We start from the raw sequence: 23,429 nt of genomic DNA, 5'->3' as shown, positions 1-23,429 counted from the left end.
AGTTTATTTAAAATGGATATCTGTTTTTCCCCCGGAATAATCCACTGTTTTCTGCTGACCATCAGGAAGAATCAGGTTGAAACTCCTTGTCTCAATCATTCCTTTGTATTTGCCTTTCCGGTCACCTATCGTTAGTGTTTTTGATTTTTCGTTCCAGTGAAAAGGTATTTCTGTATAGAATCCTTTTTCGTAATTATAGTTATCGAATTCATCTTCGTATACAATGAAATCGGTATCGCTTCCCGGATAAACTTTTATGGTAAGATGATCCCATTTTTTCTCCGTTGCATATTGTACATCGGGGCCTAACGGAATGATACTTCCTGCTTTTACATACAAAGGAATAGTCTGAAGATTAACAGATTTCTGAATTTCTTTCCCTCCACTGTATTTTTCATTGGTCCAGAAATCAAACCAATCTGTTCCTTCCGGAAGGTAAACTTTCACGCTTTTGTTTTGAGTAAAATCTATATTTGAAACCGAATTATCCTTATTGCTGTCGGTTTTATTCCAGCCTTCATTCTCATCGGTTTTAACTGTCTTTTCAGGAGTATATTGGGCATTGAGAACCGGCGCCACCAGCAATGATTTTCCAAAAAGATATTCGTTATTCATATCCCACGTTTTTCTGTCTGAAGGAAAGTCCATGGAAAGGGCTCTCATAAAGCTTGACCCGTTTTTTGAAACATCATGGGAAACAGAATAGATATAAGGTAACATACTGTAACGCAGTCTGATGAATTTTTCTATCGCATCATACACAATGTCTCCTTTATTTCCAAACTGATAAATTTCCCTCGCAACATCGGTTCCATGCGAGCGCATCATTGGTGTAAATGTTCCATACTGCAGCCATCGGACATACAGTTCCTGGAACATTGGATTTTTTGAACCTCCATTTCTTTTGTAAGTACCAGCAAAGAAACCGCCGATGTCAGAGTTGAAATTCGGATTTCCGGTAAGACTGAAGTTCAGTCCTGCAGGCACCTGTTTGCGCAATGTTTCCCAGGAAGAATTGACATCTCCGGACCAGGTATTAGCAGCATATCTCTGCTGGCCTGCAAAAGCCGACCTTGTTAAGATAAAAACCCTTTTATCACCGGTGGTTTCACGCTGATGGTCGTAAACACCGCCTACTGTCATCAGCGGATATGCGTTTCTTACTTTTCTGAATGAGCCAAGGTAGGTTTTAGTATCCAGGTCTTCCGCTTTCTGGCTGAGATGATCAGGTTCTGTTGAGTCCATCCACCAGGAATCTACTCCCAGGCTGAAAATGCCTTTGTTCAGGTATTTCCAGTATATATTTCTGGCTTCAGGATTGTACGCATCATAAACACGGACACCGGAAGGATAATTCATATCCGGAGGCCAGACATCACGGCCTGATTCAGGCCATGTACTGATATTGAAAAGCATTCCCTTTGAATCCATTTCACGGTATTGCCTGGTCATTGGCCCGAATGACGACCAGATAGAAACCGAAAGATGGGCATTCATATCATGGATCTCCTGTACCATTTTTTTAGCATCCGGAAAGTCGGGACTGATGAAGTCCATGGCATTCCACTGGTAATTATTTCCCCAGTATTGCCAGTCCTGTATAATTCCGTCTAAAGGGACTTTCAGATCACGGTATTTTTTAACAACGTTCACCAGTTCATCCTGGCTTTTGTAACGTTCTTTGCTTTGCCAGTAGCCATATGTCCATAAAGGAAGCATGGGCACATTTCCTGTAAGATCACGCATTCCGGCAATTACTCCATCAGCATTTTTTCCGTAGATAAAATAATAATCTATACCATCTCCCACTTCTGATGAGAAAGAGGTTTTCTGAGGTGTATCCGTAAATTGTGTTGGTGAATAGTTATCCCAAAAAACACCATATCCTTTTACAGACTGGAAAAAAGGCACAAAATCCCATGTATTATTCTGAATCATTTTCACATCGGTATTCCGCTGAGACATTTTTCCGTTTTGCAGAATTCCCAGACCGTAAATAGGTTCGTCTTTTTCAAGCTGAAAATCCTGCCTCACAGAATAGGTCTGCGTTCCGGCATCATTAAATGGTTTGAAATCATTTGCGGTTTCTTTCAGAAGTTCTTTTCCTGATGGAGACTTATAAGTTATCACTCCATTTTTAGTATTAATGGAAAGCAGGAGGTCATTTGTTTTTAATGAAATAACATTATTTTTTTCTGAAACTGAGAATTTGATTTTCTGCTCCTGTTTAATGACCGACAAACTATTTTTGACAAATGATTTTTCGGCGGGATATTTAATAACCCTGATCGTATTTTCTCCATAAAATTTCACTTCAACATTCATATGATCAGCAGAAAACTTCAATCCTGAATCTGTTTTCTGATAAGACTGTGCACTGACATTTACCATTCCGGAAAACATGATGATCGTAATAATGGAAGTTTTGATGTTCATCTTTGTAAAGCTCATTTTATTTCAGATTTGAATTATTTTCTTTATGTCATTAACTTAAAATCTTTATTTAAAAAGTACCTGGGCAAACTGATGCAGACTATTTCTCCAAACCGGCCATTTATGGCCTCCCGGATAATCTGTGTACGTATATTTAATGCCGGTTTTATCCAGTTCTTTCAGCATTTTCTGACCGTTTTCATAAGCAATATCATCTTTTCCACCCATTGAAATCCAGAAATTTCTGATGTTGGATGAAAAAGCAGATTTATTTTCATTTAAAAATTTGTACTGTTTATCGGCAACATCCTGAAGCATCGGCAACATATATCCTGAGCTGAAAACTCCCAAACCGGAAAACATCTCAGAATTCTGAATTCCGGCATACAGTGTATAAATTCCACCCATGGAAAGTCCTGCCAACGCACGGTTTTCTTTACCTTTTTTTATCCTGTAATTGGATTCTGCAAACGGAATGATGGATTCTTTCAGTTCTTTTTCAAACATCTGAAGATTGCGTTCTCCAAAGTTCCGGATTCCGCCTTGTCCGATATTGGCATCCGGCATAATGATGACCATTTTTTTTGCTTTTCCTTCTGCGATGAGATTATCCAGAATCAGATTAGTTTTGCCCTGGTTGGCCCAGCCGCTTTCATCTTCACCTCCACCATGTAAAATATATAGTACGGGATAAGATTCAGCAGGATTCTGGTCGTAACCCGGTGGCGTATAAATAAAAACTCTTCTCCAGGAATTGGTGACTTTGGAATAGAAATTTTTAATACGGATATCTCCATGAGGAACGTCTTTTAATGCATAGAAATCATCTCCTTCGAAAGGAATATCTATTCCACTGGCATACCTTCCCATTCCGTAGAATGTTTCGCTGGATGGGTCCGCAACAGCAACCCCATCAATCAGCAGGGAATAATAATGGAAGCTTCCGCTTTGCGGATCCGTTGTACCTGTCCAGAAGCCGTCAGCATCTTTTTTCAGGTCATATTTTTTCCCTAAATCGATCTGAACTTTTTGCGCTTCCGGAGCTTTTACCTTGAACATTACCCTTCCGTCGGGAAGGATCTGAGGATACTGGGCATTTCTGATATTGGTTGCTGCAGGAGTTCCCAAAACGGTAAATCCTTCAAACTTGGTTTTATCAACTGGTTTAAACAACAGCTGTGAAAAGATATATAAATCATTTTTCCAAACCTTAAAGTCATGGCCGCCTGGTTCTATATAAAAGATATGAGGGATTTTATTTTTTCTCAGATAATCGCTTGTTCTCTTGCTGAAAGGCATCAGCCCGTCTGCATCACCGCAGGAAATAAAAATCAGCTTCATCTTTAACGCATCCTGTGGATTGGGTAAAAGCTTATTGGGCTCTTTTGTATTGGGTGCAGAAGAAAATGCGCCCAGCCAGGCAAACTTATCAATGTTTCCGAAAGCAAAATTCTGTGTCTGTCCGCCTCCCATTGACAGTCCTGCCAAAGCACGGTTTTCACAGTCTTTTTTAACCGGATATTTTTTCTCTACAAACGGAATCAGGTCATTCAGTAAATCTTTTTCAAAAGTTGCAAAAGCTTCAACTTTATCTGGAGCCATTATATTTCCTGTCGCCCTGTCATCCTTCATCGCACGGCCGTTGGGCAGCACGACAATCATCGGCTGCAGTTTTCCCTGTGCATACAGATTGTCCAGAATAATATTGGGTTTTCCCTGATTGAACCACTCTTTTTCATCCCCGCCAATTCCGTGAAGAAGATAAAGCACAGGATATTTTTCATTTTTTTTGAAACCCGGCGGTGTGTAAACCAAAGCTTTTCTTGTTGTTCCAACGGTTTTCGATTGGTATTGAATCGTGTCAATTTTCCCGCGGGAAACAGCAGCATTTTCCACATCGAAACCCTGCGGCGCCTGTTGATCAAAAGTTTGTGCGGAAACGAACATTCCCGACAAAACAAGTCCTAAAGCCAATATAACTGATTTATTCATGATTTTTATTTGTATTTTTTACACTTATTATTTCAGATAAAAAAATAATAGCGTATATTTTACTTACTGTTTACACAGACTTTTATCTGCTTTTGATTTTATTTTGCAGCTTCACTGACTCTGAAAAAGTCCAAATCTACGAAGCCTCCGGTATTTTTAGTGGCATAATTAAAAACTGCGAATTTTGATCCCATAAAAAATCTACGGTAATCAAAAATCATTTTGTAGTCTTTTGCCATTTCCGTCCAGTTCTTCTGATCCGTACTGTAATAAAAGTCTGCAAGATCTTTCCCGAGGTTAAAATCAGCATCGATACGAAGAAAAACTTTATCAGAATTAAGAGGAATCCGTTTTTTTTCTTCTTTTTTAACCCCTGTAATAGCTTTTGTTTTATTATCCAGGCTCACTTCGTTGGTTGAAAAAACAATGAATTTTTCTTCACCTTCCTTTACTACTGACAAAATCCCGGAATCCCCGTTGAAGGCACTAAAACCTGCTACATCTCCATCTTTCATTCCTTTAAGATCCATTGCGACAACTGCTGAAGAAGTTGGGCCTTCCATTCTCTGGGTCAAGGTATTGGGTGCCGCGTATAGATTGTCTACCACTCTGCTGGTTTTCAGTCTCAGAAAGCCTTTTCTTTCAGATAAAGACCATGCTTCATTCACAGGATTATGATTCCATTGCCACTGGATTTTCATTGTTTTATCAGAGAATTCATCGCTTTCCACCAAATGATTTTTGGGTTTGAATGGCGGAAGCGGAACTTCTCCTTTCAAAGGAACTTTTCCGTTATCTCCCAATACCGGCCAGTCATTTTCCCATTGAACAGGCAGCAGCAGCGGAACGCGTCCCACTCCGTTTCTATCCTGGAAAATAAGGGAATACCAATTTCCGTTTTTATCATCAATCAAAGCGCCTTGCCCTGCATAGGAAAATCCTAAGAAATTATCTTCCAAGATTACTTTTTTCTCGTAAGGACCTGTCACTTTATCTGCCCTGTAGACGACCTGGCGGCGTTTCCCGTTTTTGGGCCAGGATATCATCATCATATAATATTTTCCGTTTCTTTTGATGATCTGATTACCTTCCAGAAGTCCGGTTTCCGAATCATCTTTCTGAAATACCTCAGTTCCATCCGGATTTCCGATAACCTCTTTAAAATCAGGACTTAGTTCAAAAACTTTGTTGGAAGTGAAAACATATACTTTGTCATCGTCATCAAAAAACAGCGAAGCATCATGAAAATGCCGTGTTCTTGTAATAAGTTTCCATTTTCCTTTTTCGGGATCATCAGTCACATAGAAATAGGATTTGAAAGGTTCATCATTCGGAGAGAATAAAACGTAATATTTCCCTTTATGATAACGGATTGAAGAAGCCCATTGACCTCTGCCGTAAACGGTTCCGTTCAATAAATCATATTTTGAGTTGTCATTCAAAGTATCGAAAACATAACCGGACATTTCCCAATGTACCAGATCTCTGGAATGCATCACCGGTGCTCCGGGCATCAGATGCATAGTGGTACTGATCAGGTAAAAATCATTTCCGTTTCTGGTAATGGATAAATCCGGTGCATCTGCCCATATAATTGGGTTTGTAAATGCCGTGCTTTGTTTTCCGGAAGGATTTACCTGGGCTGAAAGAAGATTCAGCCCGATAAATCCCAATAAAGAAACTATATAAGATTTTTTGATTTTCAAGGTTTTGATATTTTAGTTCGATTTAATTCTTTACAATCTTAAAAGGAACACTTCGACGAGCTCAGTGTGACATTGCTAATACTGACTTAATTCGGTATAATATCATTGGAAGAAGTGCTGTAGAGCCCAATAAGGCTACCTGTAAAACCTCCCGCTACATCCGTAGAAAGTATATCTCCTGAAACCGGTCCTCCCAGATTTTTATAGCTTTTGCCATCCAGCGAATAATTAAAGCTATGCTCATCTTTATCGGCAACAACCTGTAGTTTAACCGGTTTGGATAATGAAATCTTTTCGCTGGCGATCAGCTTTGATTGCCCTTTTTCTGTTCTTTCCAATACGATGTAGAAATCTTTATCTTTTTTCGTGATTCCGAAAACGTAATTGAATGTTTCGCTTTGGTAGAGGGTAATTCCAGCCAATTCTTTTTCCGATCTTGGTTTATAATCTAAAGTTACGGAAGTTTCGAAGTCTTCGTGCTGTAATCTATGGAACAAAGATGAAATCGGAGCTAACGCTTTGATATTCGTCTCCATTGGGTTTACTTTTACACCATTTTTTGTTGCAGTAATGAAGTTTTCACGAGGACCACGCATGGCAATCCAACGGAAATCGAGGTTTTTATCGGTTAGTTTATCGTTGTATGTAAAGTTGCCATTCGGGAAAAATCCGTTTTGCCCGGTTTGATTCTGAACTCCTGCAGGTAATTTCAGTTTTGGTTTCATCGGAACCAGTCCATTTTGGAAAACAGGATATGTTCCGCTCCAGTCTACAGGAAGAATGAAAGTTTCACGACCTTTGGTAACACGGTTGTTTACATTCGGACGAATTGCTAAAAATACGCCATACCATTGTCCGTTCGGACCTTCCACCAAATCTGCGTGACCTGCCCAATCTACTTTTTCTTTTCGGTCTCTCGGGAAATATCTTTGCGTAAGAATCGGATTATTTTTAGCGGGAACAAACGGTCCTTTCGGAGAATCTGCCATAAAAATCACTTCGCTATGGTTGCCTCCGGTTCCGCCTTCTGCACACATCAGATAGTATTTACCGTTCTTTTTGTAAATATGGGGACCTTCAATCCAGATGGGCTTTTGGGAAAGGTCCACACCACCGTTTACGATAATTCTGTCTGAACCTGCAACAACCTGATCTTTTTCAAGGTCGTAATCCCACATTTTAATAACACGGTGACCTTGATACTGCTCGGTTCCTTGTGGTGGCGCGTCGTTGTGAACGATGTAAGCTTTTCCGTCATCATCAAAGAAAATGGCAGGATCAATACCGTCAAAATTCAGTTTCTGAACTTCGCTCCATCCTTTTGCCGGATCTTTGGTTTTTACGACCATATTTCCGATACCGCCCGCAATCTGGGTAGTGATCATATAAAATGTATCGTTGTGTTTATTGTATTTGATATCAGGCGCATAAATTCCATGAGAAACACCTCCTTTTTCCACCTTAAGCTGAGAAGGTCTGTCGAGAACGTGCCCAACCTGCTTCCAGTTTACCAGATCTTTAGAAGTGAAGATCGGAACGCCCGGAAACATTGAGAAAGAAGAGTTTACCAGATAATAATCTTCGCCTTTTTTGGTGATGCTTGGGTCGGGATAACAGCCCTGTAAAATCGGGGAATAAAACTCGTCCGGTTTAAGAGGGTTGTCATTATATATTTTATCGTTTCCACGGTAGCTGAAGTCGGAAAAAGTCTGTGCAGAGAGGTTACTGATGGAAAGTAAGGCAGCCACTGCAATGACATGGGTTTTATTTCTTAAAAAAACAGGATTCATTAGACTCTTTTTCATATATAGATTTTTTAGTTTTTATTGTAAATAGATTTAGTTTCAGATTGTCCTTCAGAGCTTTTATCACTCCATGTTAATGTATACACCTTTCCTACTTCAGTAGGGAAATCATAGATAAGACCAGTTTTAATTTCAACAGGATTTAATGTTGCTTTGTCAGAAATCAACGGTTTTGGAATCTCCGGAATTTCAAAAAAGGAGTTCGGATTTTTACCTTCTGCATTTTTCAGTTTTGTGTTTCCGGAAAGTTTCATTTCGTTCGGAAGTCTTATTCTGCAGTTTCCTCCCGATCCTGATTTTATAGTGACTTCTTTAGCTTTATTGTTTTCCCAGATCATGCTGACTTCGAAACCGCCATAGGCTTTCAGCCCTGAAATACTGCCGTTTTTCCACTCAACCGGAAGTGCGGGAAGGATGTCTATAAAACCGTTTTGAGTCTGCAGGAGCATTTCTGTAATCCCGGAGGTGCAGCCGAAATTTCCATCAATCTGGAATGGCGGATGGGCATCGAAAAGATTCGGATATGTTCCGCCTTTGCTGCCCCAACTGTCTTTTTCTACCAGCGTTAACTGATCTTTGATTAATTTGTCAGCATGATTTCCATCTAATAATTTAGCCCAAAGATTAACTTTCCATCCCATTGACCAGCCTGTGGATACGTCTCCGCGGTGAATGAGTACGGTTCTGGAGGCGTCCAGCAATTCCGGTGTGGTAAACGGACTGATCTGGTTGGAAGGAAATAATCCGTACAAATGAGAAACATGTCTGTGGTTGTCTTTAGGATCGTCCAGGTCTTCCATCCATTCCTGCAATTGTCCGTAGCTTCCGATTTTCATCGGTGGTAATTTTGAAATAATAGTGTTCCAGACCTGAATTTTGTCTGAATCTATACTGAGAATCTGTGCCGCCTTTTTTGTTTTGGTGAAAAGGTCGAACATCAACTGATTGTCCATTGTATTTCCTGCTGCCAGAGCACTTCCCTGGTGTCCCTGCGGAATATTTTCGGGAGACATTGACGGGTTTGCCACCAGCCAATGATGTGCAGGCTCTTCAATCAGAAAATCTTCATAGAACTGTGCTGCAGATTTCAGAACAGGATAAATTGATCTCAGGTAGTTTTTGTCTCCACTGTATAAATATTTTTCCCACAAATGCTGTGAAAGCCAGGCTCCGCCCATCGGCCACATTCCGGCATTGGCAAAATCCACCACCCCTGTTATTCTCCAGATATCAGTGTTATGATGTGCTACCCAGCCACGGCTGTTGTACATTGTTTTTGCCGTTTCTTTTCCTGTTTCGCTCAAATCTTTTATCATCCGGATCAATGGTTCATGCATTTCAGGAAGATTGGTTTTTTCTGCCGGCCAGTAATTCATTTCCATATTAATGTTAATCGTATACTTGCTGTCCCAGGCCGGTTTGTTGGAATTGTTCCAGATCCCCTGCAGGTTGGCAGGCTGCCCGCCAGGCTGAGAGGAAGAAATCAGGAGATAACGCCCGAACTGATAATATAATGAAATAAGCTCAGGATCATAACCATTAGCAAAATTTTTAATCCTGATATCCGTTGGATTTTTCGAAGCTTCAGAAGTTCCTAAATCCAGATCTACTCTTTTGAAATAATTCTGATAAGCATTCAGATGATTTTGAACCAAAGTTTTGAAACTTTTATTTGCTGCTGTTTCAATATACTTTCTGGCTTTTGCAACTTCGTCTGTATTTAAATTTTTGTAGTCTGTAAAATTAGTAGCCATGGAAATAAGAATCATGACCTCATGAGCATTGCTTACTGAAATTCCGGCCTCTGAGACCTGAGTTTTGCCACCTTTGGTAATGAGTTTTGCCAGTGCATTGAATTTCACCTGCCCCTGAATGCCGTCTAATGTGGAAGAAACTCCATCCATCTGTAAAGTAGTAGCATCAATGGTTTTGACGTTCTTTTTAAGCTCGCTATTGAACTTCGCTGTAAAGTTCAGTGCATTATTGTGATCTGAACTTAATTTAATAACGATCACATGATCTGGAATTGAAGCAAAAACTTCTCTTTTAAACTTAATGCCACCAGAGGTAAATGTAGTGGTTGCGATTGCTTTTTCAATGTCCAGTTCTCTGTAATAATTTCTGATCTCTTTAAGGTTATTCAGATCCAGTGTAAAATCACCAATATTCTGGAATGCCGAGCCGTGAACTGTTTTAGCTGTTAATCCCTTATCCGCAAGAATCTGGGCTCTTTTATAGTTTCCATTAAATAAATAATAGCGGATTGAATCCAGAACTTTTGGAGCATCCGGATTATCATTTCGGGAAGGCCCTCCGGACCAGAATGTCCCTTCGTTCAGCTGAAGCTTTTCATGGTAAGGGTCTCCATAGACCATAGCTGCAATGTTTCCGTTTCCTATCGGTAGAGCTTCCACCCATTGTTTTGCGGGCTTGTCATACCAAAGCTTATACTTTCCTCCTTTCTGGGCAAAGGAAAATATACTGATCAGAAGACCTATGGTCATGTAAAGCCCGGATTTCATTTTTACTTTTTAAACTTCAAACTATTTTATTGTTATACTAAACTGTTTTCTTTCTGTTAATCAACAAAATGAGTCCCCAGGCTGCAACATATGAAATTCCTGCGATAAAGAAAATAATATTGTAACCGCCATTGACGTTTCCTGCCTTTTTGAATGTGTCCAAAACGATCCCGATGAACAACGGAAAAATAATTCCTGCCGCTGAACCGAGCATGCCGCCAAAACCAATAACTGAACTTACATAGCTGTTAGGTAACTGATCTCCAACCGTTGTCATAAGATTGGCTCCCCAACCTTGATGCGCAGCTGTTGCAAAGGCAATGATGATCGTGATCATCCACATATTATCTACATATTTTGAGAACATGACCGGAACCACCATCAATGCAAACAATAACATGGTAATGCTTCTGGCTCTTCCGATGGCCCAGCCTTTTTTGATCAGAAACGATGAGAGATATCCTCCGCCGATACTTCCGATCGTAGTTCCGCTGTAAATAATAATCAACGGAAGGGATGGTTTTGTTAAATCCATTTTGAATACATCCGAAAAATACGCCGGCAGCCAGAACATGAAGAAATACCAGATAGGATCGGTTAACATTTTACCGATGGCAAACGACCATGTTACTTTATATTTGAGTAATTCCGATAAAGGAATTTTGGTTTTTTCCTCTGTTTTTTCGGCCTGATCGCTTTTTATGTACTGCAGTTCTTCCTTACTGAGATTTTTGGCTTTTCCCGGAACGGCATAGAATTTCCACCAAAGGATAATCCAAACCATGCCCAAAGCACCAATCCACACAAAAGTCTGCCTCCAGCCGTAATGCCCGAGAATGAAAGGAACCAGCAGCGGCGCTAAAATAGCTCCCACCGTTGCTCCGGAGTTAAAAATTCCTGTTGCCAGTGCTCTTTCTTTTTTGGGAAACCATTCAGCCACCGATTTGATGGCAGCAGGAAAGTTTCCTGCCTCACTGATTCCCAAAGTACTTCTCGCAATGATAAACCCGATGGTACTTTTCACAAAACCATGTCCTATAGAAGCAAGACTCCATACAATAAGAGAAACCGCATACCCGATTTTGGTTCCCACTTTGTCTATAAACCTTCCCATCGCCATATAACCGATGGCATAAGTCGTGGTAAAGGCCATAACGATATAACTGTAATCTTTTTCGTCCCAGCTGAATTCCTTTTCCAGTACAGGTTTCAGTAAACCCATTACCTGGCGGTCAAGGTAATTGATCGTAGTGGCGAGAAAGACAAGGGACAGCATCCACCATCTTATATTGCGGTTTTGAGGAGCCTGCATTTAATTATGATTAAGTTGTTGTAATAAATTCTGTGTTTTCTGGGTCAATTCTTCTTCATTACAATCTTTTCCTATAAGTGAACTTCCCAATCCTGCTGCTACAGCACCACCATTGAGCCATTCCATAATATCTTCAAATTCCGCATCGATCCCTCCGGTGGGCATGAAATTCATTCCGGGGAAAACAGGTTGTACCGATTTAATATAGTTCTTTCCTAAAGCATCTGCCGGAAATATTTTAACCAGTTTTAAACCGTTCTGATACGCGATATTGATATCAGAAGGGGTGAAACAGCCAGGAATCAGAAGGATATTCTTTTCGAGGGCATATTTTACCAATGCTTCACTGATCAATGGTGTAATGATGAAATCTGCTTTTACGTTAGTATAATATTCCATTTCCTCTATGTTTTTCACCGTTCCGATTCCTAACAGAAGATCAGGAAATTCTGTATGGGAAATTTCTTTCAGCTTAGTGAAATTTTCCAATGCCTGATGGCCGCGGTTGGTATATTCTACCACACGGATTCCTGCTTCGTATAAAGCCTTTATGATATTTTTTGAGACTTCAAACGATTCGTTATAAAACAACGGAACGATTTTCTGGTCTTTTATTTTTTGTACTATTTCACTCATAATGTTTCGATATTAATGCTTTCATCAATGGTATCTCCTTTTACAAAAAGCTTTTTAAAAGCAACTTTTGTCGCATCTTCCAGGATCTGCTGATCAGGATTCCCTTTTAAAATTCCATGAATCAAAGCGGCCATGAAAGAATCACCGCTTCCTACCCTTTCTTCAATTGTATCTGAATTATATTTTTCTGAAATCAAAAGTTTCCCATCAGTAAATAAGGTGGCAAAATAATTAACCTGTTCGCCGTTTGTAAAGCGGAAGGTATTCGCAATTTTTTCCACAGCCGGGAATTCTCTCCTAATTTCCAATGCTGTTTTTTCAGCTTGTTTCAGAAGGTTTTCATCATCGAAATTTCCGTTAAACTCATATTCAATAGGAATATTCAGGAACTGTTCAACAGACCAGATATTTCCCATGAGAACGTTGACAAAAGGCATCAATTCCTTAATTTTATGAGGATTCTGGTTTTGCCAAAGTAACGCTCTGTAATTCAGATCAAGAGAAACCGTAATATTTCTTGTTCCGGCTTCTTTCATGATCTGTAAACATTTGCGGAATGCATGGTCACTCAAAGCAGGTGTAATGGTACTGATATGCAGCCATTTTACTCCTGAAAATATTTCTTCATCACTGAAAGTTTCAAAATCCGATTGGGTAAAAACAGACGGAAAGCGGTCGTAAACCACTGAAGCATTCTGCATATCGCCATTGGAGGAAAGATAAAATGTTCCTATTCTTCCCTTGTTCTTTTCTGCAAGGACTTCTATTCCTTTATTTTTAAGCTGAGATTCCAATTGGTTCCCTACGAAATTTTCAGGCAAAGCTGATAGGAGCTTTACAGCATTCTTCCACTGGGAAAGTGCCGCTGCTACATTGTATTCAGCTCCTCCTATGTATATCTTAAGAGACTGCTCATTCAACCAGTTCCCTTCGGAATCCGGGGCAAAGTGGAGAAGCAGCTCCCCGAAACATAGTATTTTAGCTGAATTCTGCATGGTATTAGATTTCAAAATAGTTTTTTGTATTGTGATAACAGATATCCTGAATGATCTTTCCGACCCATTTTTCGTCATCGGGAAGAAGGCCTCTTTCCATTTCACTTCCGAACAGGTTGCACAGAAGCCTTCTGAAATAATCGTGTCTTGAGAATGACAGCAGGCTTCGGGAATCAGTCAACATGCCGACAAAAGTGCTGATCAGGCCGATATTGGAAAGTGTATTCATCTGTTTGGTCATCCCGTCAAGCTGATCGAGAAACCACCAGGCTGCTCCAAACTGTACCCTGGATTTTATTCCTCCTTCGTTGAAGTTTCCGGCAAGAGCTGCCAGAACTTCATTAAATGCCGGATTCAGATTGTAAATAATGGTTTTGGCGAGCTTTCCTTCTGTATTCAGTGCATCCAGCAAAACACTCAGTCTCTGTGCATAATACGGTTCTCCAATGGCATCATATCCTGCATTGGCACCCATTTTTCTGAACATTTCTGAATTGTTATTCCGGGTTGCCCCTACATGAAACTGCTGTACCCAGCCTTTTTCTGCGTACATTTTGCAAAGCTCTTTCAGCAAATAGCCGCATAATGCATCCGGATCTGAAAATGTTGAAATATCACCCTTCAGGAATCCGGAAAACTCTTTTTCAAGGTTTTGATTCCATTTTGTTGTATCCGGGAAATATTCAAAGCCATGATCGGCCACTTTTGCTCCTGCTTCCACAAAATAATTGATTCTGGACTGAAGTGCATTCAACAAATCAGAAGCTGATGTGATTAAAAACCCACAGACTTTTTCAAGCTTTTTAATTCCTGAAATATACTGTTCGGGATTGATTATATTGATATAGGCATCAGGGCGGAAAGCCGGAAGAACAGCTGTTTTAAATCCATTGTTTTTTAATGCTTTATGATGAACCAGATCATCAGCAGGATCATCTGTAGTACATAAGGCTTCTACTTTAAAATTTTCAATAATGGATTGTGGTAAAAAACCAGGTGTCTGCAGACTTTCATTCATCTGATGATACACAGTATCTGCATTTTTGGGTGATAAATACTCGCTGATTCCAAAAGGATTTTTGAGCTCCAGATGAGTCCAGTGAAACAAGGGATTGCGAAGAGTATAAGGCACCACTTCGGCCCATTTCATGAATTTTTCCTGATCTGAAGCATTTCCGGAAATAAACTGTTCATCAATGCCAAAATTTCTCATGGCTCTCCACTTGTAATGGTCGCCATCCAGCCAGATAGCGTTTGGAGAACGGAAATTCTGATTAGCGGAAATAACATCCGGTTCCAGATGATTGTGATAATCGATCACCGGCATGTCTTTGGCATATCCGAAATACAAATTTTCTGCCTTTGCTGATTCAAGCAAAAACAATTCTCCGAAAACATCTTTATTTTTAGTGGAATTACTCATGATTTATTTTTACAATCCTGGATTTTAATTGTCTTTTAGTTCTGACTTCATGAAAGCCAGCATTTTAAAAACAGAACCCTTAATGAAACCACTAAGGTCCTGTTTGATGATATGAAGAAATTAGTTTTTATACTCCGCTGAATGCGCTGAAGCCTCCGTCAACAGGGATCAGAGCTCCTGTAATAAAACTTGCGGCATCGGAACACAGAAACTGTACAACCCCGTTCAGTTCTTCTACTTCTCCAAACCTCTGCATGGGTGTTTTGGCCATTACTTTTTTACTTCTCTCGGTTAAACTTCCATCTGGGTTCAATAGAATAGCACGGTTCTGATCTCCAATGAAAAAACCTGGCGCCACGGCATTTACCCGTATCTTATCTCCGAATTTCAAAGCCAGATCAGAGGCCAGCCATTGGGTAAAATTGGTAATTGCCGATTTGGCGGCAGAATATCCAGCTACCCTTGTAATCGCTGAGTAAGCAGCCATGGAAGAAATATTGATAATGTTGCCGCTTCCCTGCTCAGCCATTACTTTTCCGAAAACATAGCTCGGGTAAACGGTTCCGTTGATATTAAGATCTGTAACCTCTGCCCATCCTTTCATATTCATATCGAAAAATGACTGTTCGGGTGATAAGGTTGCTGACGGTATATTTCCACCGGCTATATTGAGCAGAATGTCAATGCTTCCATACTTTTCTTTTATTTTTACAGAAGCAGCTTCAAGGTTTTCAATATCCATCACATTGGCTTCTACAGCAAGTGCATCCCCACCCAAATCTGTCAGTTCTTTTACCCGGGCATCCAATGTTTCCTGGTTTCTTCCCAGTGCGACAACTTTTGCTCCGGCCTCTATAAAACTTTTGGCAAGGCTGCCTCCCAAAACGCCCGAAGCCCCTGTGATGACTGCTACTTTGTTTTTAATACTAAACAGGTCTTTCATTTACTTTTTATTATTTATTACAAACGCAGATTAATTTTTTTGTAATTCTGACTGAACGGCAGCCATTACTCCTTCGATCTGACCCAATGCCAGCATTCTTCCTAAAAATGAATAGCCAGGATTATATCCTTTGTCAATATCTTCTGTTAAAAGTCTTCCGTGGTCAATTCTCATCGGAAGATCAGGATTTTCTTTTTCGAATACACGGATTACTTCAATGAGCTTTCCTCTTCCTCCCAGGTGATGAGCCTCGATAAAATCACCGTTTTCAAAGACATTCGTGCTTCTCAGGTGAACGAATTTGGTCCTGTGGGCAAATTTCTGCGCCAACTTGGCAACATCATTCTGAAGGTTAGCACTTAAAGATCCTGCACAAAACGTTAATCCGTTGTGAGGATTATCAACAGCCTGCATAAGCCAGTCAATATCCTCTTCATTGGTCACTATTCTTGGTAAACCCAATAGTGAAAACGGAGGATCATCAGGATGTACACACATCTGGATATTCCATTTTTCACAGACAGGCATTATTTTTTCAAGGAAATATTTCATGTTCTGATGAAGTCTGTCTTTATCGATCCCGTCATACAATGCTAATAAACTTTTGAACTTTTCTACAGGATTCAATTCGCCTTCTTTGATATTTCCGTTCACGAATCCCTGTGTTTTTACAATGACTGAATCTATCAGGTCGTTGTTATCTTTCTCCGTTAAGGTATTTTTTAATTCTTCTACTTTTTGAAGGATTTCTGAAGTATAATCGTTTTCGGCACCTTCTCTTTGAAGGATATGAATTTCAAAGTAGGCAAACTTGGCTTTGTCAAAATAAAGTGATGACGAACCGTCTTCCCATTCATGAAAGAGGTCGGTGCGTGCCCAGTCGAGAACGGGCATAAAGTTGTAGCAAACTGTTGTAACTCCTGCTTTACCCAGATTTTCAAGGCTCGTAATATAATTTTCTATTAGAGAGTCACGGTCTTCACCGCCGTATTTGATAGCTTCACTTACGGGAAGACTTTCCACAACAGACCAGCGAAGTCCGTGGCTTTCTATATAGTTTTTATAATCATTAATGGCCTCCAAGTTCCAGATTTCTCCGTTTGGGATATCATGCAGTGCAGAAACAATTCCTTCTACTCCTATTTGACGAAGCGTGTTCAGTGCTATTTTGTCTTTTTTTCCAAACCAACGCCAGGTTTTTTCCATAATGTAAAGTTTTAATTCAGATAAACAAAGCAGGTGCTTACACACCTACTCTGTTGCTGATATGAATGTAGAATGAAATTAGTTGTATCCGGGATTTTGGTATTTTGCTTTAATATCTGCCGATACTTCCATCGCATCAATCTGACTCTGAGGAATTGGTCTCAGGTAGTGAAATGGTTTTATCGTTCTTGTAACCGTCTGCGGTGTGTGATCTCCATAAGAAGCTCCTCCGATCTGATAGCTTGCCGCATAATCTCCCCACTTCTGTGTACGTACCAGATCATACCATCTGTAGAACTCTCCGTAATATTCACGGGATCTTTCTGCAAGAATATAATCAATGGTAATTACGGCAGGTGTGGCCGCTGTCATTGCAGCACTGTTATCTGCTACATAAGCGGTATTCTGGGCATTATTGAACTTCCATTTTCCGGCACGGGCACGGATTACGTTGATAAGGTCTCTGGCTGTCATAGCGCCTGCAGCTCCTTTTACGGCTGCTTCTGCTGCGATAAAATAGAATTCCGAGAATTTGGCAACGCTGAAAGGACGGGTTAATCCGGCATTCGGATATCCTAAACCGTTCGGATCATCGGTACGGTAAGTTCCTATTTTCCATAAGCCAGGGTATACAATTCTGCTGATACCGTTCGGTGCAATCACCCAGTCTGCTCTTCCCGGAAGAGTTCCGGCTCCTACACCGCTTTGTCCGGATCCTGTAGGATAAGAAGGAGTCTGGCTGTCATCATTCAGGAAGCTTAAAATAGCTCCTCCCGGCTGTACAGGTAAATTATTGGCGTTATAAAGTACAGGAACTGTTGTTAATCCTGTTCCATTTTTGTTCCAGTTTCCTCTGTAGGTGGTTACAAAAGTTCCATCATAACGGGAATCATTGGTTTTATCTGCAAAAGTATTTTTAATAACACCTAAAGTAGGACACATACGAACCCAAGGACGTCCCAATGACTGTGCCGCTTCTCTCTGTACTGAACTTACAACGTCTGCTCCATCCCATGCTGTTGTTTTACTACTTTTGATGGCAGTATAGTTCCAGGTCTGCATCCAGGCTGCAAAATTGTCCGGAGCCCAGCCTGATCCAAATCCTACAGGGTCACTTTCGTTATAATAAGTACTTGACTGTGTATGGTCTGCATACAACATAGATTCGGTATTCCTGTCATTTGAACCTACATTGACATCATAGAAGGTAGGCTGAAGCGCGTAAGGCCCTGGATTGTTGATTCCTTCCAAAGCGATATCATAAGCCTGCTGGAAATACCACTGGGCATTGTGCCCGTCCGGGTCAGTTCTTGCTGCTTCAGGGTAGGTTGGAATCCCGTTTGGATTCTGCAGCCACCATCCATAAGTAAGATAAGCTTTGGCAAGCATCAGTCTTGCTACATTTTTAGTGACACCTCCGGTTACCCTTGGTGATGCAGGCAGATTTTCTATTGCTTTTTTAAGGTCAGCAAAAACAGTTTTTGTATATACTTCCGGCACGGTATTTCTTGCAGAAGTTGTGGATGGCAAAGTGTTATATTTCAATTCTCCTGCTCCCAGATCCAGAGGGACTCCTCCATAGGTCTGAACGAGCATGAAGTAGTAAAATCCACGGAAGAAACGGGCTTCAGAGATCATAGATTCTGCAATTCCGAATCCCGGTCCTTTTTCAATAATTCCGTTGGCTGTATTGATATATGGGAATACAGAGTTCCAAACCATACTTGTAGGAAAAGTATTGGAATTGATGTTACCGTTTCCGGACATATCCAATTCTTTAAAGTTACCGTCTGCACTTTGTGCCCAGGTAGATTCGTCAGTTCCGTTCTGACAGTTACTCATAAAGTATCCGTTACCGTACAATAATCTCAGCTGTCTGTATAAAGCTGTAAATCCCTGATTAACCCCATCGGGTGTATTAAAATAATCTGCTGTATATATTGATCTTGGCTGCTCATCAAGAATTTCATTACAACCTGTAAATGTTAAGGATAAGAAGATGGCTCCCAATAGCAGTTTTTTGTTAAAATTTATCATGACAGTACAGTTTTAAAAGGTTAAGTTAAGTCCCATTAAGTAATTTCTTGTAGAAGGATTATTGGTTCCTATAACAAGCTGACGGCTTTGATATCCGCTTACTGCCTGGTTTTCATTTCCGAAAGAGTTTGGTTCCGGATCCATTCCTGAGAACTTATGATAAGGAGAGAATAATACCACAGGATTGGTTACAGTAAAGTAAATCCTTAGGCTGGTGATTTTCAAATCCTTTAAAAAATCTTTATTAACATTATAGCCTAATGTAATGGTACGAAGTTTAAGATAAGAGGCATCAAACATTGCTAAAGTAGAAGAATACTTTGGGTTATCACCACTCAAATGTCGCCCCGGACGCGGAAAATAGGCTCCTGTATTGTTTTCTGTCCAGTAATCCACATCTACGTTATTTCCTCTTCCCGTTAATCTGTTAAGATAACTAGCAGAGCCGTAAATAGTACTTACCAGGATTCCTCCATGCTGGAAAGCCCCTACTGTGCTTAGTTCAAAGTTTTTGTAGGCAAAGCGCATATTAAATCCTCCCTGAAATTTTGGGGCTGTATCAAAAATCTGTCTGTCGTCTGGTCCTATTGCTCTTACCGGGGTTCCGTCAGCATTATAGCCTCCGGTATAAAGTACTTTGATAGATCCTATAACATCTGCTGCTGTTCCCGGTTCCAGAATATTCTGATAAGGGTCGCCCGCCTGCCAAAGGCCTATGTACTGATAATCGTACAATGAATTAATATTATGCCCTACAAACCATGAGTTATTGATGTCACGTTCTGTTCCGGATGCCAGGGATAAAATTTTGTTTTTATTGGTATAGAAATTAACTCCTGCCTCCCATGTAAAGCCATCCGGGTTATCAAAAATAACACCGTTCAAGGAAACTTCAAGCCCTTTATTTTCTGTTTCTGCTACATTGGAAACAATTGATGACCAGCCGCTTGATGCCGGAAGGCTTTTCTGTGTCAACAGGTCATATGTATGGGTTTTGTAATATTCTACACTACCTGTAAGGCGGTTGTTCAATATCCCGAAATCTATCCCGTAGTTTTGTGTTTTTGAATATTCCCATCCTAAGTTCGGGTTAGGTGGCTGGCTTCCATATATCCCTGTACTTCCGGTTCCTCCAAAATTGTAAGGTGCTACGTTGAATCTTCCCATCGTAGAATATGGGTCTACAGCCTGGTTGGAAGTCTGGCCCCATCCTGCTCTGAATTTCAGGAGATTAATAACCTTAATATTCTGCATGAAGGATTCGTTGGTAACATTCCATCCTAATGATAATGCAGGATAGGTATGCCACTTATTGCCCGGAGCCAGCCTGGAAGATCCGTCAGCACGAAGTGTTGCTGTAAGCATATACTTATTATCATAGGTATACATGATTCTTCCCATAGCAGACAGCAAACCGGTTTTCCAATACACCTGGTCTTCTGGTCTTACTGTAATATCTGCCTGTGGTGACTGTCCAAGATTATAATACTGGAAAAAATCTGCAGGAACATTCTTTGCACTCATGTATGAACTTGTATACTTATTCTGTTCTGCAGAGTATAATGCTACGGCATTAATCTTATGCTTGCCAAATGTACGGTCGTATGTTAAAAGGTTTTCCAATACCCAGTGATAGGTCTGGTTATTCCCTTTTCCTGCAGCCGACGGCCCAAGAGGATTTGTATTAAAGACTCCTACCCCTGTATAGTTTCCACTGTTTGAGGTACGGAAGTCTAAACCGATATTTAATCTGTATTTTAATCCTTTGATTGGAAGATTGGCCTCTCCATATAAATTGTTATAGGATGCAAAAGCTTTGGTTTCATCAATATACTTTTCTCCCAACCCATCTAAACTTTTTCTGGTATAAATCCATGTCTGATCAATACCTCCTGCCGTACTCATTACTCTCTTCGGGCTACCATCTGCATTATAAGGATTGGCAATTGGAGAATAGCCCAGAACTGCTCCCGGATTTACCCCGTTACCTTCCGAAATGGAATAGTTTGTATTGGTTGTAAAACCGAACTTGAAAACAGGCCCCACCTGCTGGTCAATTGCCATTCTCAGAGCAAATCTTTCATAACTTTGAATAGGAATTAATGCATTTTGCTTGAAATATGACAAGCCTACATTATAATTTCCGCCTTCAGTTCCGCCTGCAACACCAATATCGTGACTGGTCATCATTGCAGGTTTATAGTAAAGACTTTGCCAGTCTGTATTGACACTGTTATTTTCATCAACCCCATTTGAATAAAGAGGTGTTTTATTTCCTGCAGGAATGGCGTAAGCACGCAACTGGGCAAACTTAGGCCCATCCATCATAGGATATTTTGAAAATAAGGTCTGAACTCCTGTAAAGGTGTTGTAAGTGAATCTTGGCTTCTGTCCTTTTGCCCCTCTGTTGGTTGTAACGAGAATAACACCATTTGCGCCTCTGGATCCGTAGATAGCTGTAGCGGAAGCATCTTTAAGGATATCAATACTTTTGATATCACTTGAGCTTATATCTCCCAGTGATCCCACAAAAGGAATACCATCCAATACAATCAACGGGTTATTATCTCCTGTAAGCGATCTTGTTCCCCTGATACGGATCTGCATGGCAGCACCCGGTTTGGTGGATGTTTGCGAGATATCTACCCCTGCCGTTCTTCCCTGCAATGCCTGGGTAATGTTGGCAGAAGGCACTTCGCGCAAAGCATCTCCTTTTACAGTGGCTACAGAACCTGTTACAGCTTCTTTTCTCTGGGTTCCATATCCTATCACAACAACTTCATCTATTTTATTTTCTTTAGCTACTGTATCTTTCTTAACCTGTGAATATGCTATGCCGGAAGGCAATAAAGTCATTGCAAAGAATAATGCGGCTCTATTGCTTTTATTGAAATAAAATCGGTTCATAATTATTATTTTAGTATTAGTTGTTGAATAAAAGGCTGTTTAATAATTATAATTTCTAAAATCCTTAGTGTTTATAAGCCTTTTATCTTTTGATTATATATACATATTCACGATAGCTTCAAACAATTCCTGCTTTCCGCTTTTTGGCTGTGGTTCACCGATTTCGTGAGCAATTCTCTGCAGATCTTCCAGTGTAAGTGAACCTTCTTCAAATGCTTTTCCGTTTCCGTTATCAAAAGAAGCATAGCGGTCTGTTCTCAGTTTTTTATAGTCCGAATTTTCAAGGATATCAGCTGCAGCAAGAAGGCCTTTTGCGAAAACATCCATTCCTGAAATGTGGGAAATGAACAAATCTTCAGCATCAATAGAATTTCTTCTGATTTTGGCATCAAAATTTACTCCTCCTGTTCCCAGTCCTCCTGCCGGAAGCAGCACCAGCCAAGCCTGAACCATGTCATAATAATCGATCGGGAACTGATCTGTATCCCATCCGTTCTGATAATCTCCTCTGTTGGCATCAATACTTCCTAAAAGTCCTGCATCAACAGCTACCTGAAGTTCATGCTCGAATGTGTGACCTGCCAATGTAGCATGATTCACTTCTATATTCAGTTTAAAGTCTTTATCCAATCCGTAATGTCTCAGGAATCCGATTACTGTTTCAGAATCATAATCGTACTGATGCTTGGTAGGCTCCATTGGTTTTGGTTCGATCAGGAAAGTTCCTTTAAAGCCTTGCTGGCGTGCATAGTCTCTTGACATGGAAAGGAAACGTGCCAAATGGTCTTTTTCACGCTTCATATCGGTATTTAAAAGGCTCATATATCCTTCTCTTCCACCCCAGAAAACATAATTTTCACCACCAAGCGCTATGGTTGCATCTATTGAATTTTTCACCTGCGTTCCTGCGCAAGCAACAACATCAAAATTTGGGTTTGTAGAAGCACCGTTCATGTATCTTTCATGCGTGAAAACATTGGCTGTTCCCCATAAAAGCTTAATTCCTGTTTCCTGCTGTTTTTGTTTGGCGTATTCCACAATAGTCTGCATATTTTTCTCGTAGTCCTTCCAATTGTTGGCAGGATCTACCAGATCAATATCATGGAAGCAGTAATAATTGAAGCCCATCTTAGACATGAATTCAAAACCTGCATCCATTTTATGCATAGCCCTTATCACAGGATCGTTTCCGATATCCCATGGGTGGTGGATGGTAGGTCCCCCGAACGGATCACTTCCGTTGGCACATAGAGTGTGCCACCATGCCATTGCAAATTTGGTCCAGTCTTTCATAGGTTTTCCCATCACGATCTTTTCCGCATCATAATAGCGGAATGCCAACGGGTTCTTGCTTTCTTTCCCTTCAAACTTAATTTTTTCAATACCCGTAAAAAACTCTTTTGTACCTGTTAAAGTGTTCATATTTATTTGATTTTTTTTTAATTTGTTTTTTAATTTTTTGCGTAGAGATACCCTTCTCACTGGTTCTTAAGAGGCAGTAAGAGGATGAAA

At 40.3% G+C, this 23,429-nt stretch carries 14 protein-coding genes; all 14 read right to left on the bottom strand.

The genetic code is table 11. The annotated features are described in order from the left end of the window. Positions 1-3 precede the first annotated feature (3 nt). On the bottom strand, positions 4-2,451 hold the full coding sequence (locus EG339_RS15015) for a glycoside hydrolase family 31 protein (RefSeq protein WP_228459623.1): 2,448 nt from the start codon (positions 2,449-2,451) through the stop codon (positions 4-6). A 48-nt stretch (positions 2,452-2,499) separates the two neighbouring features. Continuing rightward, entirely contained in the window at positions 2,500-4,425 is a 1,926-nt protein-coding gene (locus EG339_RS15010) for an alpha/beta hydrolase-fold protein (RefSeq protein ID WP_123870785.1), read from the bottom strand. A gap of 98 nt (positions 4,426-4,523) precedes the next feature. Beyond that, positions 4,524-6,131: a glycoside hydrolase family 43 protein gene (locus EG339_RS15005; protein ID WP_185147652.1), complete on the bottom strand. Its 1,608-nt coding sequence runs from the start codon at positions 6,129-6,131 to the stop codon at positions 4,524-4,526. An 86-nt stretch (positions 6,132-6,217) separates the two neighbouring features. Then, the gene (locus EG339_RS15000) at positions 6,218-7,936 is read right to left on the bottom strand and encodes a glycoside hydrolase family 43 protein (RefSeq protein ID WP_123870784.1); all 1,719 of its coding nucleotides are present in this window, start codon (positions 7,934-7,936) and stop codon (positions 6,218-6,220) included. 11 nt (positions 7,937-7,947) lie between these two features. Continuing rightward, a complete protein-coding gene (locus EG339_RS14995) occupies positions 7,948-10,440 on the bottom strand; it encodes a glycoside hydrolase family 95 protein (RefSeq protein ID WP_228459622.1) in 2,493 nt (830 codons plus the stop codon). A gap of 55 nt (positions 10,441-10,495) precedes the next feature. Beyond that, positions 10,496-11,770, bottom strand: coding sequence for an MFS transporter (locus EG339_RS14990; RefSeq protein ID WP_123870782.1), 1,275 nt, complete (start codon positions 11,768-11,770; stop codon positions 10,496-10,498). Continuing rightward, positions 11,771-12,406, bottom strand: coding sequence for a bifunctional 4-hydroxy-2-oxoglutarate aldolase/2-dehydro-3-deoxy-phosphogluconate aldolase (locus EG339_RS14985; RefSeq protein WP_123870781.1), 636 nt, complete (start codon positions 12,404-12,406; stop codon positions 11,771-11,773). Then, positions 12,403-13,401, bottom strand: coding sequence for a sugar kinase (locus EG339_RS14980; protein ID WP_123870780.1), 999 nt, complete (start codon positions 13,399-13,401; stop codon positions 12,403-12,405). The genes EG339_RS14985 and EG339_RS14980 overlap by 4 nt, the downstream gene beginning before the upstream one ends. 4 nt (positions 13,402-13,405) lie before the next feature. Further along, complete coding sequence (gene uxaC, locus EG339_RS14975) at positions 13,406-14,824, bottom strand: glucuronate isomerase (protein WP_123870779.1); 1,419 nt, start codon at positions 14,822-14,824, stop codon at positions 13,406-13,408. Positions 14,825-14,951: 127 nt separating this feature from the next. Beyond that, a complete protein-coding gene (locus tag EG339_RS14970; RefSeq protein WP_123870778.1) occupies positions 14,952-15,767 on the bottom strand; it encodes an SDR family oxidoreductase in 816 nt (271 codons plus the stop codon). A 30-nt stretch (positions 15,768-15,797) separates the two neighbouring features. Further along, positions 15,798-16,973, bottom strand: a complete 1,176-nt coding sequence (gene uxuA / locus EG339_RS14965; RefSeq protein ID WP_123870777.1) for a mannonate dehydratase — start codon at positions 16,971-16,973, stop codon at positions 15,798-15,800. Between the two features lie 78 nt (positions 16,974-17,051). Continuing rightward, a complete protein-coding gene (locus EG339_RS14960) occupies positions 17,052-19,010 on the bottom strand; it encodes a RagB/SusD family nutrient uptake outer membrane protein (protein WP_123870776.1) in 1,959 nt (652 codons plus the stop codon). Positions 19,011-19,022: 12 nt separating this feature from the next. Then, positions 19,023-21,917 carry a SusC/RagA family TonB-linked outer membrane protein gene (locus tag EG339_RS14955; protein ID WP_123870775.1) on the bottom strand — a complete coding sequence of 965 codons (2,895 nt, stop codon included), beginning with the start codon at positions 21,915-21,917 and terminating at the stop codon, positions 19,023-19,025. A 93-nt stretch (positions 21,918-22,010) separates the two neighbouring features. Next, the gene (gene xylA / locus EG339_RS14950; protein WP_123870774.1) at positions 22,011-23,339 is read right to left on the bottom strand and encodes a xylose isomerase; all 1,329 of its coding nucleotides are present in this window, start codon (positions 23,337-23,339) and stop codon (positions 22,011-22,013) included. Between the last annotated feature and the right edge of the window lie 90 nt (positions 23,340-23,429).

The sequence above is a fragment of the Chryseobacterium bernardetii genome, from assembly GCF_003815975.1.
GTDB lineage: Bacteria > Bacteroidota > Bacteroidia > Flavobacteriales > Weeksellaceae > Chryseobacterium > Chryseobacterium bernardetii.
Note: the sequence above shows the minus strand (reverse complement) of the source record. Positions and strands in the feature narration are given on the sequence as shown.

Bases quoted from the DNA above. Each gene is read 5' to 3' on its own strand.
- EG339_RS15015 (WP_228459623.1), bottom strand. From the start codon at position 2,451: ATGAGCTTTACAAAGATGAACATCAAAACTTCCATTATTACGATCATC.
- EG339_RS15010 (WP_123870785.1), bottom strand. From the start codon at position 4,425: ATGAATAAATCAGTTATATTGGCTTTAGGACTTGTTTTGTCGGGAATG.
- EG339_RS15000 (WP_123870784.1), bottom strand. From the start codon at position 7,936: ATGAAAAAGAGTCTAATGAATCCTGTTTTTTTAAGAAATAAAACCCAT.
- EG339_RS14995 (WP_228459622.1), bottom strand. From the start codon at position 10,440: ATGACCATAGGTCTTCTGATCAGTATATTTTCCTTTGCCCAGAAAGGA.
- EG339_RS14990 (WP_123870782.1), bottom strand. From the start codon at position 11,770: ATGCAGGCTCCTCAAAACCGCAATATAAGATGGTGGATGCTGTCCCTT.
- EG339_RS14985 (WP_123870781.1), bottom strand. From the start codon at position 12,406: ATGAGTGAAATAGTACAAAAAATAAAAGACCAGAAAATCGTTCCGTTG.
- EG339_RS14980 (WP_123870780.1), bottom strand. From the start codon at position 13,401: ATGCAGAATTCAGCTAAAATACTATGTTTCGGGGAGCTGCTTCTCCAC.
- uxaC (WP_123870779.1), bottom strand. From the start codon at position 14,824: ATGAGTAATTCCACTAAAAATAAAGATGTTTTCGGAGAATTGTTTTTG.
- EG339_RS14970 (WP_123870778.1), bottom strand. From the start codon at position 15,767: ATGAAAGACCTGTTTAGTATTAAAAACAAAGTAGCAGTCATCACAGGG.
- uxuA (WP_123870777.1), bottom strand. From the start codon at position 16,973: ATGGAAAAAACCTGGCGTTGGTTTGGAAAAAAAGACAAAATAGCACTG.
- EG339_RS14960 (WP_123870776.1), bottom strand. From the start codon at position 19,010: ATGATAAATTTTAACAAAAAACTGCTATTGGGAGCCATCTTCTTATCC.
- EG339_RS14955 (WP_123870775.1), bottom strand. From the start codon at position 21,917: ATGAACCGATTTTATTTCAATAAAAGCAATAGAGCCGCATTATTCTTT.
- xylA (WP_123870774.1), bottom strand. From the start codon at position 23,339: ATGAACACTTTAACAGGTACAAAAGAGTTTTTTACGGGTATTGAAAAA.